Source organism: Pseudomonas sp. LBUM1652 (assembly GCF_059716105.1).
Map to the genome: position 1 here is coordinate 3,620,499 of NZ_CP166804.1, position 17,817 is coordinate 3,638,315.

A 17,817-nucleotide genomic window follows, 5' to 3' on the forward strand; every position below is an offset into this window, starting at 1 on the left:
CAAGTTCGGCGCTGACACAACAGCATCGAAAATTCAATATCAAATGGAGTTACTACCATGGGTAAAAAACGCTCTGAAATAAACACCTTCGATGACATGTCACAGATCACAGGTCTTTCAGAAGGTTTCCTCGCAACCGAGTTGAAATTCTTCGCTTCATTAACTCGCTGATTGGATCTACCAACCAGCCCACAGTAAGTGCCGAAAGTTTGGCTTTCGGCATTTAAATCCGATGAGGCATGCAATGTCCGAGCGCGAACTAACACCCAGCAGAGCACTGACAGAAATAACCAACTCCATCCAGGCGTTAGGACTCAAAGCACTTGTTCGTTATGTCGGCGCTGGCGATATGGTTGCAATCGCTGAACTTTACGACAACGACAAAAAACTGATTGAGTCTGGAGCAGGCAAGGGACCTGATGCCCTCATCGGCGCGCTGGCCGAGAGCCTTGAACACTACGGCACCTTCCACTGCAAGCAGTCGCAGCGATTAGGTTTAAGCTGCGATGTGATCGCCGCTCAGCAGGATGCTCAATGCGACGGCTTACTTGCAAGCCTGCCAAGCACCGGCGAATCTCTGGAGTGTTTTCGCCTTACAGCCCTTGATGACGAGCACGAACTATTTGTGCCATGCATTCTCCTGCATCCAGATGCCGGCAAGAACGAAACAGTTGCTCAAGAAACCCGCTTCTTAAGCCGCTACGCCTCAAACTCCGGGATCGCATTCGGATGCACCAAGGCAGAGGCATTGCTCCATGGCGCTCTTGAAGTCATAGAAAGACACTTGTTGTCGCGTTTTTTTCTCGCCGTTTGCGCGATACGGCCTGCAATGGACCTTTACACGCCTTCCAAAGCATTACTCGCTCAAGCATTGCTGCATCGCCCGTATGCTTTAGAGGCAGCAAGCAAGTTGCAAATTATAATTATCAGAGATGAGTCCGGTGTCTATTTTTCGGTTGCGTTCCCCAAGATGGGACCAGGTGACCTGCATATTTCCCCCATTGGCTCTGGATGCTCATTGGATATCTGCATTGCTGTTCAAAGGGCAGTCACGGAACAATTCCAGTCAAGCACACTATATGACGTCAGTGAAGAAGCCTCTGACCGCAAAACATTTGACATGCTTTCAAGCTGTGACGCCTTAAAAAACCTAATAGACTTCGCCCCGGTGAAAAACCTGAAACTCCGAGTTCTTGAACCCTTCTCAAAAAAATTGACCAGTTCCGTCACACAACAAATAGAATTACTGCAGCGAAAATTGAAAGCCATCGACAGAGCAATTTTCCATAGAACTGTCGCACAGTACTCAAACACAAACATCGTCATCCAGACATACATACCCGGCCTTGATAGATTCAACATCATCAGAAACGGTCAATTGGTAGCACCGCAGCACATCCTGCTAAATAAGACTAAGACTTCCGCACCTGATAATTAACAAACACGACCAACAGGTAGATCTCCATGCGGATACTCATTAGTACAGCTTGCAAAAAGCATCGACTGCTATTGGTCACAACAATCACCGCCATTATTTCGCTAAAGCTGCTAGCCCTTGCGCCTCCATTGCTTCTGGGCGCCATTGTCGACTCGCTGAGTAACGCAGACCACACCACCCTCAACACACTGCTTATCTTTACGGCGGCCTTTACCTTGGCCGGATGTGCTCAGTCGATTATTGCGCCCCTGCAGACACTGCTTCTTTCAAAACTCGTCCAACGGATTGTGATGAACGCGTCGATTACATGGTTGGCGCAATTGATGGGAAAGGAGTTCTGTCGATTTAGCACCTGGCGCATCGGTCACTTCATCAAATCGGTAGAGCGCGGAATCACCGCCCACGAACAACTGCTGACATTCTTCGTCACAGTGGGGTTTCCACTGTGCCTGGAGTTTCTGATCGTTGCCGCCGCATTTTGGTACATGGGCGGCACCTGGATTTTTCTTGCGATGGCGAGCCTTGGGGTCCTTTACCTGTTTGCCACCCATCGAATCATCAGGTGGCGCAGAAAACATATTGATGCCGTGAATGAGCAGGAAGATGAACTGAGCGCGGTTCTGTTCAACACCTTGAAGGCAGGAAAATCGATAAAACTGGAGCGCGCTGAGCACACTGCACTGCAACCATTGAACAGGGCCTTTAATCAATATGCCGAAGCGGCAGTGACCGTCGCAGGATCCGGCGGTTTGTTGAGCGGGGCAAAAGTCTTGTTTATCAGCCTTTCCACAGGAGGGTTGCTAAGTTGGGGAGTTGTCGATCAGTTGTCGGGGTCAGCGAGCATCAGCGTCGGGCAATTAGTCGCGATTTTTTCCATCGCAGGGACCTTCCTGCTCAACATCTCAGCCCTGACCGAAGGCTATCGAGTGCTGGATCAGTTTTTAGCGGATCAACGCCGCCTCCAGCAGCTGCTCAAATCAGCCGATTTTGATCACGAAGGCCGTGAAATCGAACTGACCGAGCACGAAGAATCAACGTTACGCCTGGAACCCTGCGTGATCACCGACAATGGTGCCGTCCGGCTATCAATCGCAAACCCGATCGACTTTAAACAGGGGCAATCCGTTGCGATCACCGGCCCCAGCGGCGCTGGCAAGTCCACTCTGCTGGAAGCACTGGCCGGACTGAACACTTCAGTGAGGAGTCAACTGAACATTGATGACATATCCGTTGATCGTTTGAACGCTCGAAGCCATCTGCAAATACTGCGTTACTGCCCTCAATCCCCGCAATTCCTTGAGGGCAGCTTCGACAGGTCAGTCCTGTTCGGCGTTAATCCTGCGCTGCATTTGCGCAGAGCGATCCAATGCTTACAGCTTGAAGAGATCGTCAGCCACCGCGACATCAGCGAAAATGCCACCAATATTTCCGGCGGTGAAGCCAAGCGCCTCTCGCTGCTGCGACTGATTAATCGGCCGGGTAAATTTAACCTGTTTGACGAACCGAGCGCTTCAATCGAGCCGAGGCTCGCCTCACCGGTTTGGGATTTGCTTTTCGAGACGTTTGCCGGGCAAGGTTTGATTTGTGTTACGCACGATGTCAGCCATCTACACCGATTCGACCGTGTCATCGTTATGCATAACGGCGAAATCATTGAAGATGGCCCTTGGCATGATCTGGTCGACAGGGCAGCGATCAAGTTGCTGCTCAATGAGCTTCAAACTACCGAGCAATAAAAGCGCGAAAAGATTGCAACCTTCGGCAGCAACCACATTGGAATGCAATCTGCTGTAGACGCTGCCGAAGACTGCGATCTTTTGATCTTCGCTCTCATCCACACATTTCTGCAAAATGCCGTTAGTCGCCACCCCCCGCGATGGATTAAAGTAACGCCCCCAGCCCCGGCGTTATCCGAACGCCCGTGGCCACCCTTTCCAGGAACAGTCACCGATGGAACATCGTGAAGCGCTGCTGGCGCTGCGAACCTTTCTTTCAACGCAGATTCTCGGCCAGGAAAAACTCATCGAGCGTTTGCTCATCGCCCTGCTCGCCGACGGCCACATGCTGGTCGAAGGCGCACCGGGTCTGGCCAAGACCAAAGCGATCAAAGAGCTCGCCGAGGGCATCGAAGCCCAGTTCCATCGCATTCAGTTCACCCCTGACCTGTTGCCTGCCGATATCACCGGCACCGAGATCTATCGCCCGGAAACCGGCAGTTTCGTGTTCCAACAAGGGCCGATCTTCCACAATCTGGTGCTGGCGGACGAAATCAACCGTGCCCCGGCCAAGGTGCAATCGGCCTTGCTCGAGGCCATGGCCGAGCGTCAGGTCAGCGTCGGACGCAGCACTTACGAGCTATCGCCGCTGTTTCTGGTAATGGCCACGCAGAACCCGATCGAGCAGGAAGGCACCTATCCGCTGCCGGAAGCGCAGCTCGACCGCTTCCTGATGCACGTCAAGATTGGTTTCCCCGATGCCGCCGTTGAACGCCGGATCCTCCAGCAGGCCCGTGGCGAAGCACTGAACGGCGAGACCAAGCCCGAGCGCCGGGTCAGCCAGCAGGCGATCTTCGCCGCGCGCAAGGAAATCCTCGGTCTGTACATGGCCGACGCCGTGGAGGAATACCTGGTGCAACTGGTCATGGCCACGCGCACGCCGGCCAAGTTCGATCCGGAAATGGCCGAGTGGATCGCCTATGGCGCCAGCCCACGCGGCTCGATCGCCCTCGACCGTTGCGCCCGGGCCCACGCCTGGTTGGCCGGGCGTGATTTCGTCAGTCCGGAAGACATTCAAGCCGTGCTGTTCGACGTGTTGCGTCATCGCATCATTCTGTCGTTTGAAGCCGAAGCCGCCGGCATCGATCAGGATCGGGTGGTGCAGCGGATTCTCGACGTCGTAGCCGTCGCTTGACCCCCATGAACACCCCCCTGCCGTCCGAACCGGGCATCCGCATCAGCCTCGCCGAGCTGATCGAGATGCGCCACCGTGTGCGCGAAGTGCAGCTGTTTTCCACGCCGAGTCAGCGCAGCCCGCTGATCGGCCTGCATCACTCGAAATTCCGCGGGCGTGGCGTCGACTTCGATCAGGTGCGGGTCTATCAGGCCGGCGACGACGTGCGCACTATCGACTGGCGCGTGACGGCGCGCACGCAAGAGCCGCACACCAAGCTGTTCCATGAGGAACGCGAACGGCCGATCTTCATCATGGTCGAGCAAAGCACGCGGCTGTTTTTCGGCTCCGGGCTGATGTTCAAATCGGTGCTGGCGGCGCAAGTGGCGGCGCTGATTGGCTGGGCCGCGCTCGGCCATAACGACCGGGTCGGCGGGCTGGTGTTCGGCGATAACGAGCATTACGAAATCAAGCCACGGCGCAGCAAGCAAAGCCTGCTGCAATTGCTCAACCGTTTGGTGAAGGTCAACCAATCGCTGCACAGCGAGCGTGTGCCGGATCGCGATTCCTTTGGCGTCGCCCTGCGCCGTGCCCGCGAAGTCCTGCGCCCGGGCAGTCTGGTGATTGTGATTTGCGATGAGCGTGCGCTATCCGACAGCGCCGAACAGCAATTGAGTCTGTTGTCGCGCCATTGCGATCTGTTGATGCTGCCGCTGTCCGATCCGCTTGATCACGCCCTGCCTGCCGCCGGGCTTTTAAGATTCGCCGAGCGCGGCGCACAACTCGAAATCGACACCCTCAACTTCGACCTGCGTCAGACCTATCGCGCTCAGGCTGAAGCACGCATCGCCCGCTGGGAATTGCTCGCACAAAAGCTGCGGGTGCTGCTGATGCCATTGAGCACGCAGAGTGAAATGGTCGAGCAGATGCGCGAGTTCCTCAATCCGCAGCGTCCGGGGAAAGGTCGATGAACGGCCTCGAACAACTGCAACCACTGATGTCCCCCCCGCCGATAGCCTTCTGGCCGCCGGCACCGGGCTGGTGGTTGCTGCTTCTATTGCTACCGCTGCTCGGTTTCGCGGTATGGCGTCTGCGCCGTTTCATCCCGATCAAGAAACGCCCGATCGTGCGAGCCGAACAGCCCCTTGATCCAGTGCGCATCGCCGCCCTCGCTGAACTGGCACAAATGCCCAAACCTTACGACGGCGCGCCGGCCGGGGCGTGGCTGCAACAACTCAACGGTTTGCTCAAACGCCTGTGCCGCAACCACTACCCCTATAGCCAGAGCCACACGCTCAATGGCCGCAAATGGCTGGCGTTTCTCGACAACCGCTGCCCGGCGGCGGGCCTGACGCGCTGGATGGTGTTGGTCGAAGGCGCCTACAAACCGGAATGCAAACTCGACGACAAGGCCATCGCCGGCCTGACCCAAGCGGTCGACACGTGGATTCGCAAGCATGTTTGAATTCGCCTGGCCGTGGATCTTTGTCCTGTTCCCGCTCCCTTGGGTGATGCGCCTCGTGCTGCCCGTGGCCGACAGCGGCGAGCCGGCGCTTAAAGTCAGTTTCCTGTCTGATCTGGAAGGTCTCGCCCGCCGCCGTGCTCGGGCCAACCTGCCGGCGTGGCGTCAGCAGGCACCGTTCATGCTGCTATGGCTGTTGCTGTTGACCGCCGCCGCGCGTCCGCAATGGCTCGGCGAACCGTTGCCGATTGCCGCCAGCGGTCGTGATCTGTTGGTGGCGGTGGACGTGTCCGGCTCGATGGATTTCCCCGACATGCAATGGCAGGACGAAGACGTCAGCCGTCTGAACCTGGTGCAGCACTTGCTCGGCGACTTCCTCGAAAGCCGTGACGGTGACCGCGTAGGCTTGATCCTGTTTGGCAGTCAGGCCTACCTGCAAGCACCGCTGACCTTCGACCGCCACACCGTGCGCGTCTGGCTCGACGAAGCGCGGATTGGCATCGCCGGCAAGAACACCGCCATCGGCGACGCCATCGGTCTGGCGCTGAAACGCCTGCGCATGCGCCCGGCGCAGAGCCGCGTGCTGATTCTGGTCACCGACGGCGCCAACAATGGTGGTGAAATCGATCCGCTGACCGCCGCAAGACTGGCCGCCAGCGAAGGCGTGAAGATCTACCCGATCGGCATCGGTGCAAACCCTGAAGAAAGCGGTTCCACCGCTTTGCTCGGGGTCAATCCGAGCCTGGATCTTGACGAGCCTTCACTCAAAGCCATCGCCGAAGTCACCGGCGGCCAGTATTTCCGCGCACACGACGGTAAAGAGCTGCAAGCGATCAAGGAAACCCTCGACCAGCTCGAACCGGTGACCCAGCAACCGACTCAGGCACGCCCGGCGCAAGCCTTGTATCAATGGCCGCTGGCGCTGGCCCTGTGGCTCAGTTTGTTACTGGTCGCCCGCGAATTGTGGCCGGACAACCCGTTGCAACGCCTGTTCACCAAGCAGCTATATCTGCAAAGTCCGCTGCCTGACTGGCGCGAGCGTCTCAAACGCCTGCGTCTGCGGAGGCGCCGATGATCGCCCTCTGGCCGCACTGGTTCCGCCCGTGGTGGTTGTTGCTACTGCCGCTGCTCGGCTGGTTGATCTGGCAGCTCTGGCACCGCCAAAAGCGCGCCGGACGCTGGCAGATGATTCTGCCGCCAGCGTTTCACGCCACTCTGCTCAGTGGCGGTAACGGTCGTGAAAGCAAATTGCCGTGGGTCGCTCTTGGCGTTGCGTGGTTGCTGACGATTCTGGCGCTGCTCGGCCCGAGTTGGGAGCGCGTCGAACAGACCAGCCAAAAGCCCGCCGACCCGTTGGTGGTGGTGTTGGAGCTGACCACGGAAATGCTCGCCACCGATTCACCGCCGACGCGACTGGAACAGGCGCGGCGCAAGCTGTTCGACCTGTTGCAGGCGCGCAGCGATGCGCAAACCGCTATCGTCGTTTACGCCGGCAGCGCCCACACGCTGGTGCCGCTGTCAGATGACCTGGCGACCAGTCGCAATCTGCTCGATGCGCTCAAGCCATCGTTGATGCCGGAAAGCGGGCATCGCGCTGATTTGGCGGTGAGTAAAGCGCTGGCCTTATTGAAGCAAGGCGCGCTCGGTCAGGGCCGGATCCTGTTGATCGGCTCGTCGCTGAGCGAGGAAGAACGCCAAGGCATTCACCGCGCACTTAGTGGGCAATCGGCGCAATTTTTGATGCTCGGCATCGGCACCGCCGAAGGGGCACCGATCGCTCAGGAGGACGGCAGTTTCCTCAAGGACGAACAAGGCGCGATTCGCGTGCCGCAACTCGACAGCCCGGGCCTTTCGGCGTTCCTCAACAGCGTCGGTGGTGAATACCAGCCGGCCCGCCTGGACGAAGGTGACCTTGGCTCCCTCGGCCTGCTCAACGGCCCGCGCAGCTTGCGCGATGACGGCCAGACCGTGCGTCTGGATACCTGGGCCGATCAGGGTTACTGGCTGCTGTTGCCACTCTTGTTGCTGGCTGCGTGTGCGGGGCGACGCGGCTGGTTGTTCTGCCTGCCGCTGCTGTTCTGCCTGCCGCAACCCAGCTACGCTTTTGACTTCGAAGACCTGTGGTTGCGCCCCGATCAACAAGGCCTGCACTTGCTCAAACAAAAGCGCCCGGCCGAAGCGGCGCAACATTTTGCCGATCACCAGTGGCAAGGGGTGGCGTTGTACGAGGCCGGCGACTACAGTGGCGCCGCCCAGCGTTTCGCCGAAGGCAGCGATGCTCGCGCCCACTACAATCGTGGCAATGCCCTGGCAAAAAGCGGTGAGCTGGAAGCGGCAATTGATGCTTATGAACAGGCACTGGAACTGCAACCGGACTTGCGCCCGGCGCAGACCAACAAGGCGCTGGTGGAAAAACTGCTGAAGCAGAAGACCACGCCGCCGCCCAGCGAGCCGGAGCCCCAACCGTCGGAGCAAAATCTGCCTGGTGATGAACCGCCGCCAGCGACTACGCCACCACCGGCAGTAAAAAGTGAAACCCAGAGCGAGGCCCAGCCCGCCGAATCGGCCAGCGAACCACCGCCGACTACCCCGCCGCAACCGGGCCCCAATGAAGTGCCGGGCAGCGAACCGGACGAAGAACAGAACGAGGTGCAGCTGCTGCATCCCGGCGAGGGCAACCTCGAAGGCGAACAACGCCAGGCACTGGAGCAATGGCTGGGCAAGATCCCGGACGACCCGGGCGAATTGCTGCGACGCAAATTCTGGTACGAACAGCAACAACATCAGGATCAGGAAAACACTCGATGACCCGCTTCACCGCTCTCTTGCTGCCACTGCTGATCTGCACAGCCACCGCACAGGCGGCCGAGCTGACGGCCAGTGTGGATCGCAGTCGCCTGAACTCCGGCGAGACGGTCGAGCTCACTCTCGAAACCAGCGATGTCACCCAGTTCGGCAAACCCGACCTGACGCCGCTGGAGACACAGTTCGAAGTGCGCGGCACGCGGCAAGTCAACCAGCTCAACACGCTAAATGGAGCTGACCGCGCGACCACGCGCTGGATCATCACCCTGCTGCCGAAAGAGAACGGCAGCGTGGTGATCCCGCCATTACAAATGGGTGACGCACAGAGCCAGCCCATCACAGTGCAAGTGGTCGAGAGCGATACCCGCGAAGACAAGAACAGCCTTGATCCGGTGTTCATCGAGGCCAGCCTCGACCAGTCCAGTGTCTACGTGCAGGCCCAGGCGATCCTGACCCTGCGCATCTACCATTCGGTGTCGCTGTACGACGACAGCAGCCTGACGCCGCTGCAACTCGCCGATGCGCGGGTCGAGCAACTCGGCGACACCCGCACCTACGAGAAAGACATCAACGGCGTGCGGCACGGCGTGATCGAGATGCGCTACGCGATCTATCCGCAGCACAGCGGTTTGCTGACCATCGCCCCCCAGACGTTCAGCGCGACGCTGGTCGACACTCAGCCCTCCCAGGACGCGACAGCGCAAGGGCCGAAACCGGGCAAGCTGCTGCGGGTCAGCTCCACGCAAATTCCGCTGACGGTCAAACCCAAGCCGCTGACCTACCCCGCCGATGCGCCATGGCTGCCAGCGCGCAGCCTGAGCCTGAGCGAAAGCTGGAATCCCGAGCCCGAGCACACACAGGTCGGCGACTCCCTGACCCGCAGCCTGACCCTCAAAGTCGAAGGCCTCGCCAGCTCTCAATTGCCCGCGCTGCCCGCCACCGAAGTCAACGGCCTGCGCCGCTACCCGGATCAACCGGTGCTGAACAACCAGAGCAGCGACCGCGGCCTGATCGGCAGCCGCGAAGAACGCGAAGCACTGGTGGCCAGCCGCAGCGGCTCGATTGAATTACCGACAGTCGATGTGGTGTGGTGGAACACCTTTGAAGATCATCTGGAACACACCAGCCTGCCGGCGCGCACCCTGCAAGTGGCGAACAACCCGAGCCTGCAAGTCGACACCCCGACCGGTAGCCTGCAACCGAGCACGGTCGATAACGATGTGTTGTGGTGGTGGAAACTCAGCACCCTGATCCTCGCCTGCACTACCCTCCTTGGCTTCGGCCTGTGGTGGCGCGCGCGCTGGCAACCGGCAGTCCATCGCGCCGCACAAACCGGCCCGAGCCCACGCACCTTGATGGACGACATCAAGCGTGCCAGCCAGGCCAACGATCCGCAGGCGACTCGTCAGGCGCTGGACGCATGGGCGCGTCAGCAGCCGGAAACGCTGGCGGATATGGCGGCGCGGTTTGTACCGTTGTCGGATGCGCTGGATGGGCTTAATGGTGCGCTGTACAGCGAGACGGGCCAGCATTGGCAGGGTGAGGATTTGTGGCGGGCAATCCGCACGATTCCGGCGGCGGAACGGGTGCAGGATCCGGTGGGTGACAGCGGGTTGCCGCCGCTTTATCCGAAGTAAAAAGCAAAAGATCGCAGCCTTTGGCAGCTCCTACACTTAATCCCTGCAGGAGCTGCCGAAGGCTGCGATCTTTTGATTCTGCTATCGATTAAAAGTCACAGCTGAAACCTCACCAGTCTCCAGACCCACTAAATAATCGATACCTATCCAATTCCCCGCAATGAGCCGCCCTTCTTTGTCACACGTGATATTCATATACGGCTTATCTAACTGCGCTCCGTGCGGGCTCTCGGCAATTTGCCAACGGGTCACGCCATGCGTAGCAACGGCAAATACGTTTCTATTGAAAACGACACCAGCAGGGGGCTCAACTCTGACCACACATAGGTCTGCCAGCCGTAAAATCTCTACCACCGCATAGGGAAGATCAACGGGAGTTCCTCCAGCAAACAACCTCACACTCTCGGTGTAAAAATCAATTTCGCTCACTGAACTTGCCTCAGTCTCTACAAATCAGCCAGTGTAATGGCGGCCAGGCCTACATGTTATCCAATAGGTCACCAAGCTCCGATCCTTCAGAGGTAGCCAGCAATACCGGACCATCATATTGGTCCAAATCATCAACCAGCCAACACTCACCATCGCGCACTATATGAGCTTTTACCACCGCATCAAACTCATCACTTGACACAATGACCTCTAGTATTTCGGCATCCGAAGTTACTGACCAAGCCTCAAGCAGCTGGCTGGCAAATTGAAGCGCGCTACTCAACCATTCCGATTCAACGTAGTCATCGACATGCAGCGAATTGACAAAGCATTCATAACCCGTGCGATCTGGAAAATGTCCCAAACCAACATTGGTACTTGTTGCTTCGAAGTGCTTTAAAAACTTACAACCATCCTTATGGAAAAATCCTTTCCCGGCTACTAAAGTCAGTTCGGCAGCAAGTGTATTCAATGGCTGCAATGTAGATAGCGCTTGGGCCATTGCTTTGTTGTATTTCAGCATTCCTATCACTCATCGTTTCAATTGATAGAACGTGACAACGGGGCCGTAACCCTGTTCTGAATTCGAAACATCTACGGAAAATGACTTTTCCGGAAATTTTTCCTTCAGCACCATGCGCCACGAAAATCCGATGACGGCGCGCAGTTGAAGAAATACGCTTGGCGACACACCATTTCCGTATTGACCAAAAACGTCATATACCTTCACATAATTTAAAAGCCGCTCAGTTCCTGAGATGTCGTGAGAAGCCAGTTCAAACCGAATCGATATCAATATAATGGCTCAATACTAGATAGCGGCTATTTGGGCGTCAATTAATGGATTCACCGAAATAGCCAGCCCCTCCCTCCACCGACAAGCCCTCCCACCGTAATAATCTGTAAACTCTCCCCTCTTTCGCCGCCCCATCATTTTCCTGCGGCCACCACCTCTTTATCTGTAGCGGAGTCTGCCTTGCGTCTGTTTCACACCTCCGACTGGCACCTTGGGCAAAACCTGCACGGCCAGGAGCGCGATTTCGAGCATGCGTGCTTTCTCGAATGGCTGCTGCGCCAACTGCAACTGGCGCAGCCGGATGTGCTGTTGATTGCCGGGGACATCTTCGACACGGTCAATCCGCCGGTCAAAGCCCAGGAACGCCTCTACGATTTCATCGTCAGCGCCCACGAGCAGCAGCCATTGCTGACCATCGTGATGATTGCCGGCAACCACGATTCCGGCTCGCGCATCGAACTGCCCGCGCCATTGATGCGCCGTTTGCGCACCCATGCGCTGGGTCGGGTGTTGTGGTTGGATGACGGCCAACTCGACGCTGATCGTCTGCTTTTGCCACTACCGAATGCACAAGGTGAAATCGCCGCATGGTGTCTGGCGCTTCCATTCCTGCGCCCGGCGGAGGTCACCGGGGCGCATTTGGGCGACAACTATTTGCGCGGTATCGGTCAGGTTCATGAATGGCTGATTGAAGCCGCGAACGCCAAGCGCAAGCCGGGTCAGGCGCTGATCGCCATCAGCCACGCGCACATGGCCGGCGGTTCGGTGTCGGAAGACTCCGAGCGCAGTCTGATCATCGGCAACGCCGAAGCGCTGCCGGCCAGCCTGTTCGGGCCGAGCATCAGCTATGTTGCCCTCGGTCATTTGCACAAGCCGCAGAAGGTCAACGGTGAGGAACGTATCCGCTACAGCGGCTCGCCGATTCCGCTGTCGTTTTCGGAAATCAGCTATCAGCACCAGATTCTCGACGTCACCCTTGATGGCGAAACCCTGGTCAGCGTCGAGCCGAAACTGATCCCGCGATCGGTCAACCTGCAACGCATCGGCCCGGCGCCGCTGGCGGAGATCCTGCTGCAACTGGCGGACTTGCCGAACATTGATCTACTCGCTGAAACCCAGCGCCAGCCGTGGCTGGAGGTGCGTGTGCGTCTCGATGAGCCGCAACCGGATTTGCGCCATCAAGTGGAAAGCGCCCTGCAAGGCAAAGCCGTGCGGCTGGTGCGTATCGCCGCTGAATACGCCGGCAACCGTGGCGCTGATGGCGCGGAAGAAGGCACTGCGCTGATCGAGCTGGATCAACTCACGCCGCAGGAATTGTTCAGCCGCGCGTGGCTCGACAACTATGGCAACGAGGTCGATGAACAGACGCTCAAGGACTTCGCCGAACTGCTGCAAGACGTGCAAATGGAGGGCGAGCAACCATGAAGATTCTCGCCATTCGTTTGAAAAACCTCGCCTCGCTGGCCGGTCCGTTCGAGATCGACTTCACCGCCGAACCGCTGGCCAGCGCCGGTCTGTTCGCCATTACCGGCCCCACCGGCGCCGGCAAAAGTACCCTGCTCGACGCCTTGTGCCTGGCGCTGTTCGGCGCCGTACCGCGCCTGAACAACACGGGGCGTGACGCCAAAGTCCCGGACGCCGACGGCGAGATCGCCACCGGCGACCCGCGCACCCTGCTACGTCGCGGCACCGGCGAAGGTTATGCCGAGGTGGATTTTGTCGGTGTCGATGGCCGTCGCTATCGCGCGCGCTGGGAAGCCAACCGCGCCCGGGAAAAGGCTGGCGGCAAGTTGCAGGCCAGTCGGCAGAGCCTGCGCGATATCGATCAGGATCAACTGCTCGCCAGCCAGAAAGGCGAATACAAAACGCAACTGGAAGCCGCGCTGGGTTTGAACTTCGAACAGTTCACCCGCGCCGTGCTGCTGGCTCAAAGCGAGTTCAGTGCGTTCCTCAAGGCTGACGACAACGACCGCAGCGAACTGCTGGAAAAACTCACCGACACCGCGCTGTACACCCGCCTCGGCCGTCGCGCGTTCGACAAGACCAAAGAGGCCCGCGAAGCGCACAAGCTGTTGCAGGATCAGGCCACCGGTGTCACGCCGCTGGCTCCCGAAGCACGCGCCGAGCTGGATGAGCGCTACAACGCCGCGCAGCAACAGATGAAGTTGCAACAGGCGCAACTCAAGCAGCTGGAGCAGCAGCACAGCTGGCTCAAGGATTTACGTCAGTTGCAGGACGCGCAACAAGCCGCCGCCGAGCAACTGCACAGTGCCCAACAACAAAGGGAAGGTCTGGCCGGTGAACGGGTAAAACTGACGCGACTGGAACAGCTCGGCCCACAGCGGCACCAGTTCGCCCGCAAGACTGAACTCGACGCGCTCTTGTCCCCTTTGGGTGCGCAGATTGCCGCGCACACCCGGCAACACGCTGAACTGACTGAGCGCCAGACGCAACTGGAGCAAAACCTTGACGCCGCGAAACTTGCTTTGAGCGAGGCACAGCAACGGCAAACTGAAGGTGCCCCGCTGCTGCGTCAGGCCTTTGAAGAGCAAAGCACCCTCGCCCGTCTGGTCAAGGACGTTGCACTCAGTGCCGAAGCGAAACAGAACGCAGAGCAGGCCTGCACCCAAGGCCAGAGCGCCATTGCGGCGCTGCTGGAAAAGCAGACTCAAGTCGCCGAACGCCTGCAAAAGATTGCCACCGAACTGGAACAGAGCGCCCATCTCGCGCCGTTGAGCGATGCGTGGAATGCCTACCGCGATCGCCTGCAACAGCTGATGTTGATCGGCAATCGCTTGAACAAGGGCCAGACCGAACTGGCCTCGCTGGAAGAGAACGCCACTCGCAGCGCCGAAGCCTTCGCCACGCAGAAACAGCAACTGGAAGTGCTGTTCAAAGAGGCTGGCGCCGAGCCGGATGCCGTCGCCGAGCAGATCGGCATCCTCGGCAATTTGTTGCAGGACAACCGCAAACAATTGCGCGCCATCGAAGACCTGTCACGCCTGTGGGCCACCCGACAGGATCTGGACAAGCGCGGCGCCGAGTTGCAGCAACGTCAGCTCAGCGCTCAGCAGGAACGCGAGCGCCTGACTCAGGACGGTGTGAAAGCCAAGTCTGAACTGACCGTCGCCGAACAAACCCTCAACGTCACCCGCGAACTGCTTGAGCGTCAGCGTCTGGCGCGCAGTGCCAGTGTCGAAGAGCTGCGCGCGCAGTTGCAGGATGATCAGCCGTGCCCGGTGTGCGGCAGCAATGAGCATCCGTATCACCAGCCCGAAGCGCTGCTGCAAAGTCTCGGCCGGCACGATGAAAGTGAGCAGGCCAACGCCCAGAAAGTGGTCGATCAGCTCAAGGAAAAGCTCATCGAACTGCGCGCCGAAGTTGGCGGCGTCATCGCTCAGCAGAAGGAACTGCTGCAACAACAGGAGCAACTGGCCGCCCAGCAACAAGCGTTGGCGCCGAGTCTCGATGCTCACCCGCAAGCGGCGCAGTTGATGAACCAGGACGCCGACAAACGCGACGCCTGGCTGACCCGGCAAAACGAGCAGTTGAACCAGAGCATCACGCAGGACGAACAACGCCAAAACGCCCTGCTCACCCTGCAACAGGACGCCGCGCGTCTGACCCAGCAGTTGCGTCAGGCCGAAACCGCTCATCAGCAAGCGGCGCAGCATCTGAGCAATCAGCAGCGCGAATTGAGCAGCGACCGCCAGCGCCTCGATGAAGAACTCAGCGCGTTCGGTAACCTGCTGCCGGCCGACACAGTTGAGGCTCTACGCCATGAGCCGGCGGCGACGTTCATGCAGCTTGATCGGCAGATCGCCGAGCGCCTGACGCAAGTCGATCAGCAGAAAGAAGAACTGGCCGAACAGCTGCAACGCCAGCAGACGCTGGAGAAAGAACAGGATCGCCAGCAAACCCGCGTCCAGCAATTGCAAAGCGCCGAACAGCAGTTCAATGCCCTGGCCGAACAGCAGCAAACCTGCCAGCAAAAACTCATGCAGTTGCTTGGCGAGCACAGCAGCGCCGAACACTGGCAGCAGCAACTGGAACAGGCCGTGGAGCAGGCGCGCAACGCTGAAACCACAACCGCTCAGGAACTGCAAAACGTGCGCACGCAACGCGTGCAAACCGCCGCCGAACTCAAGGCGCAGCAAGAGCGTTTGCAGGCGCTGGAAATTGAAGATAAGGAGGTGGCCAGCAAGATTGCCGACTGGCGCGCCCGTCATCCGGAGCTGGATGACGGCGGCCTCGAAGATCTGCTGCGCGTCGACGACGGGCAAGTCGCTGAGCTGCGCCAACGTTTGCAGCTCAATGAAAAAGCCATCGAACAGGCCATGGTACTGGTGCAGGAGCGCGACCAGCGCTTGCTTGATCATCAGGCCCAGCACAATGGCAATCTCGATGCCGAACAACTGGCCGGCGCCCTCGCCGATGTGCAAAACCAATTCAACGTCAGCGAGCAGCAATGCGCTGAGCTGCGTGCCGAACAGGCCGAAGACCAGCGCCGACAGAACGCCAATCAGGCACTGGCGCAGCAGATCGCCGACGCCTATGCCGAGTACCAGCGCTGGGCACGCCTGAGTGCCTTGATCGGTTCCGCCACCGGCGACACTTTCCGCAAGATCGCCCAGGCCTACAACCTCGACTTGCTGGTGCATCACGCCAACGTGCAACTGCGCCAACTGGTCAAACGCTATCGTTTGAAGCGCGGCGGCAGCATGCTCGGCCTGTTGGTGATGGACACGGAAATGGGCGATGAGCTGCGCTCGGTGCATTCGCTGTCCGGCGGCGAGACGTTCCTCGTTTCGTTAGCACTCGCGTTGGGCCTGGCGTCGATGGCGTCGAGCACGCTGAAAATCGAATCGCTGTTTATCGACGAAGGCTTTGGCAGCCTCGATCCGGAATCTCTGCAACTGGCGATGGACGCCCTCGACGGCTTGCAGGCCCAGGGCCGCAAGGTCGCGGTGATTTCCCACGTGCAGGAAATGCACGAGCGGATTCCGGTGCAGATTCAGGTGCAGCGTCAGGGCAACGGTTTGAGCACCCTGGAGGTGAAATGAATACGCTGTATTCTTTCCGCCGCTGCCCTTACGCGATGCGGGCACGGATGGCGCTGCGTTATTCGGGCGTGCCGGTAGATATCGTCGAGGTCAGCCTCAAGGCCAAACCGGCCGAGATGCTGGCGATCTCGCCCAAGGGTACGGTGCCGGTGCTGGATGCGGATGGACGGGTGATCGATGAGAGTCTGGAGATCATGCGTTGGGCACTGGCGCAGAATGATCCGCAGGATTGGTTGCTGGAGGGAGATGCGAGGATTGCCGACTTGATCGAAGCCAATGATCAAGTGTTCAAGGTTCATCTGAATCGCTACAAGTACGCTGAGCGTTATCCCGAGCAGCCGATGGAGGTCTATCGCGCGCAGGGTTCGTTGTTTTTGCAGAAGCTGGATGAGTTGCTAACGGACCGCGATTACTTGCTGGCTGATCGCCCATGTCTGGCGGATATCGCACTGCTGCCGTTCGTTCGCCAGTTCGCCCACGTTGATCGCGATTGGTTTGCGCAGACGCCTTACGTACGCTTGCAAGCGTGGCTACAACACTTTCTGCAATCCGAGCTCTTCACCGCAGTCATGAAGAAGTAAGGCCAGTTCTCCTGCAAGAGGGGTAACCCTGTGGCGAGGGGATTTATCCCCGATGGGCTGCGAAGCGGCCCTGAAATCATTCACCTCGGTGTATCAGAACAATCCGGTGTATCGGGTTTGGGGCTGCTTCGCAGCCCATCGGGGATAAATCCCCTCACCACAATAAATCGCGTTGTCTACGCCAGCGCGCCGCACATGCCAAGTGCCATGCAATCCACCTCAAACGGCCCGAGAAAATCACCGGCAACTTTCACCGGTGGATTACCGGCCATCAGCCCCAGGGTATTGGCCCGCTCAATGTTGTGCGCGATGTTGTGGTTGGCCTCTATGGCTCGGGCCAGGCCGCCGACCGAGCCCTGCCCTATCCCCAGCAATGAAGCGCCGTTGGTCATGAACGCCAGACCTGCGATGACCCAAAGCCTGTAGCCTTTCATGCTCCGCCGACTCCTGCGAGTTCAGCCCGATCGACCATCACGCTTTGCGAACGGTGTTCAAACTGGATGCCGGGATTGGCGACTTGAATCGGTGCGTCGAAGTTGTGTTCCATCTGCGATGAGACGCTGACGATCAGCACCAGAGCCAGGTAAAGACCGATGGCCAGGTAGGCGCCGCGTTTGGCAGAAGAGATGATTGCGCTGGCCATGGTGTTCTCCCGTGGGCATGTTTCAGAGCCCACAGAATCGATCAAAAAAGCCGCGGTAACCACTCAGGGTTTCC

15 protein-coding genes are annotated in these 17,817 nt (G+C 58.8%); 11 read left to right on the forward strand and 4 right to left on the reverse strand.

The window, feature by feature from the left end:
• Positions 1-244 precede the first annotated feature (244 nt).
• The 8 genes from ACA069_RS16250 to ACA069_RS16285 all read left to right on the forward strand — a co-directional run bounded on the left by ACA069_RS16250 (position 245) and on the right by ACA069_RS16285 (position 10,231).
• Positions 245-1,438: a YcaO-like family protein gene (locus ACA069_RS16250; protein WP_497614322.1), complete on the forward strand. Its 1,194-nt coding sequence runs from the start codon at positions 245-247 to the stop codon at positions 1,436-1,438.
• Between the two features lie 26 nt (positions 1,439-1,464).
• Entirely contained in the window at positions 1,465-3,174 is a 1,710-nt protein-coding gene (locus ACA069_RS16255; RefSeq protein WP_497614324.1) for an ATP-binding cassette domain-containing protein, read from the forward strand.
• 214 nt (positions 3,175-3,388) lie between these two features.
• Positions 3,389-4,348, forward strand: coding sequence for an AAA family ATPase (locus ACA069_RS16260; protein ID WP_003218556.1), 960 nt, complete (start codon positions 3,389-3,391; stop codon positions 4,346-4,348).
• 5 nt (positions 4,349-4,353) lie between these two features.
• On the forward strand, positions 4,354-5,298 hold the full coding sequence (locus ACA069_RS16265; RefSeq protein ID WP_497614326.1) for a DUF58 domain-containing protein: 945 nt from the start codon (positions 4,354-4,356) through the stop codon (positions 5,296-5,298).
• Positions 5,295-5,792, forward strand: coding sequence for a DUF4381 domain-containing protein (locus tag ACA069_RS16270; RefSeq protein ID WP_187678608.1), 498 nt, complete (start codon positions 5,295-5,297; stop codon positions 5,790-5,792). Before ACA069_RS16265 ends, ACA069_RS16270 begins: the two co-directional genes overlap by 4 nt.
• Positions 5,785-6,864: a vWA domain-containing protein gene (locus ACA069_RS16275; RefSeq protein WP_497614329.1), complete on the forward strand. Its 1,080-nt coding sequence runs from the start codon at positions 5,785-5,787 to the stop codon at positions 6,862-6,864. The genes ACA069_RS16270 and ACA069_RS16275 overlap by 8 nt, the downstream gene beginning before the upstream one ends.
• Positions 6,861-8,597, forward strand: a complete 1,737-nt coding sequence (locus tag ACA069_RS16280) for a tetratricopeptide repeat protein (protein WP_497614331.1) — start codon at positions 6,861-6,863, stop codon at positions 8,595-8,597. The genes ACA069_RS16275 and ACA069_RS16280 overlap by 4 nt, the downstream gene beginning before the upstream one ends.
• Complete coding sequence (locus ACA069_RS16285) at positions 8,594-10,231, forward strand: BatD family protein (RefSeq protein ID WP_497614333.1); 1,638 nt, start codon at positions 8,594-8,596, stop codon at positions 10,229-10,231. Before ACA069_RS16280 ends, ACA069_RS16285 begins: the two co-directional genes overlap by 4 nt.
• A gap of 81 nt (positions 10,232-10,312) precedes the next feature.
• On the opposite strand, the gene ACA069_RS16290 is transcribed toward ACA069_RS16285, so the two are convergent.
• Both ACA069_RS16290 and ACA069_RS16295 read right to left on the reverse strand, forming a co-directional pair.
• Positions 10,313-10,660 (reverse strand): DUF7957 family protein, encoded by a 348-nt coding sequence (locus ACA069_RS16290; RefSeq protein ID WP_497614335.1) that lies wholly within the window; start codon positions 10,658-10,660, stop codon positions 10,313-10,315.
• Positions 10,661-10,709: 49 nt separating this feature from the next.
• Complete coding sequence (locus ACA069_RS16295) at positions 10,710-11,183, reverse strand: PM0498 family protein (protein WP_497614337.1); 474 nt, start codon at positions 11,181-11,183, stop codon at positions 10,710-10,712.
• A gap of 453 nt (positions 11,184-11,636) precedes the next feature.
• Between ACA069_RS16295 and ACA069_RS16300 the strand changes: the two genes are divergently transcribed.
• Genes ACA069_RS16300 through ACA069_RS16310 form a run of 3 tightly spaced genes read left to right on the forward strand, consistent with a single transcriptional unit; the run spans position 11,637 to position 17,100 of the window.
• Positions 11,637-12,881 carry an exonuclease SbcCD subunit D C-terminal domain-containing protein gene (locus ACA069_RS16300; RefSeq protein WP_497614339.1) on the forward strand — a complete coding sequence of 415 codons (1,245 nt, stop codon included), beginning with the start codon at positions 11,637-11,639 and terminating at the stop codon, positions 12,879-12,881.
• The gene (locus ACA069_RS16305) at positions 12,878-16,519 is read left to right on the forward strand and encodes an SbcC/MukB-like Walker B domain-containing protein (RefSeq protein WP_497614341.1); all 3,642 of its coding nucleotides are present in this window, start codon (positions 12,878-12,880) and stop codon (positions 16,517-16,519) included. Before ACA069_RS16300 ends, ACA069_RS16305 begins: the two co-directional genes overlap by 4 nt.
• Positions 16,516-17,100 carry a glutathione S-transferase gene (locus ACA069_RS16310; RefSeq protein ID WP_497614343.1) on the forward strand — a complete coding sequence of 195 codons (585 nt, stop codon included), beginning with the start codon at positions 16,516-16,518 and terminating at the stop codon, positions 17,098-17,100. The genes ACA069_RS16305 and ACA069_RS16310 overlap by 4 nt, the downstream gene beginning before the upstream one ends.
• Positions 17,101-17,276: 176 nt before the next feature.
• Here ACA069_RS16310 and ACA069_RS16315 read toward each other — a convergent pair whose 3' ends face one another.
• The gene (locus tag ACA069_RS16315; RefSeq protein ID WP_401267068.1) at positions 17,277-17,534 is read right to left on the reverse strand and encodes a hypothetical protein; all 258 of its coding nucleotides are present in this window, start codon (positions 17,532-17,534) and stop codon (positions 17,277-17,279) included.
• Positions 17,531-17,743, reverse strand: a complete 213-nt coding sequence (locus ACA069_RS16320) for a hypothetical protein (protein WP_187678616.1) — start codon at positions 17,741-17,743, stop codon at positions 17,531-17,533. Before ACA069_RS16320 ends, ACA069_RS16315 begins: the two co-directional genes overlap by 4 nt.
• Positions 17,744-17,817 lie beyond the last annotated feature (74 nt).

Bases quoted from the DNA above. Each gene is read 5' to 3' on its own strand.
- ACA069_RS16250 (WP_497614322.1), top strand. From the start codon at position 245: ATGTCCGAGCGCGAACTAACACCCAGCAGAGCACTGACAGAAATAACC.
- ACA069_RS16255 (WP_497614324.1), top strand. From the start codon at position 1,465: ATGCGGATACTCATTAGTACAGCTTGCAAAAAGCATCGACTGCTATTG.
- ACA069_RS16260 (WP_003218556.1), top strand. From the start codon at position 3,389: ATGGAACATCGTGAAGCGCTGCTGGCGCTGCGAACCTTTCTTTCAACG.
- ACA069_RS16265 (WP_497614326.1), top strand. From the start codon at position 4,354: ATGAACACCCCCCTGCCGTCCGAACCGGGCATCCGCATCAGCCTCGCC.
- ACA069_RS16270 (WP_187678608.1), top strand. From the start codon at position 5,295: ATGAACGGCCTCGAACAACTGCAACCACTGATGTCCCCCCCGCCGATA.
- ACA069_RS16275 (WP_497614329.1), top strand. From the start codon at position 5,785: ATGTTTGAATTCGCCTGGCCGTGGATCTTTGTCCTGTTCCCGCTCCCT.
- ACA069_RS16280 (WP_497614331.1), top strand. From the start codon at position 6,861: ATGATCGCCCTCTGGCCGCACTGGTTCCGCCCGTGGTGGTTGTTGCTA.
- ACA069_RS16285 (WP_497614333.1), top strand. From the start codon at position 8,594: ATGACCCGCTTCACCGCTCTCTTGCTGCCACTGCTGATCTGCACAGCC.
- ACA069_RS16295 (WP_497614337.1), bottom strand. From the start codon at position 11,183: ATGCTGAAATACAACAAAGCAATGGCCCAAGCGCTATCTACATTGCAG.
- ACA069_RS16305 (WP_497614341.1), top strand. From the start codon at position 12,878: ATGAAGATTCTCGCCATTCGTTTGAAAAACCTCGCCTCGCTGGCCGGT.
- ACA069_RS16310 (WP_497614343.1), top strand. From the start codon at position 16,516: ATGAATACGCTGTATTCTTTCCGCCGCTGCCCTTACGCGATGCGGGCA.
- ACA069_RS16315 (WP_401267068.1), bottom strand. From the start codon at position 17,534: ATGAAAGGCTACAGGCTTTGGGTCATCGCAGGTCTGGCGTTCATGACC.
- ACA069_RS16320 (WP_187678616.1), bottom strand. From the start codon at position 17,743: ATGGCCAGCGCAATCATCTCTTCTGCCAAACGCGGCGCCTACCTGGCC.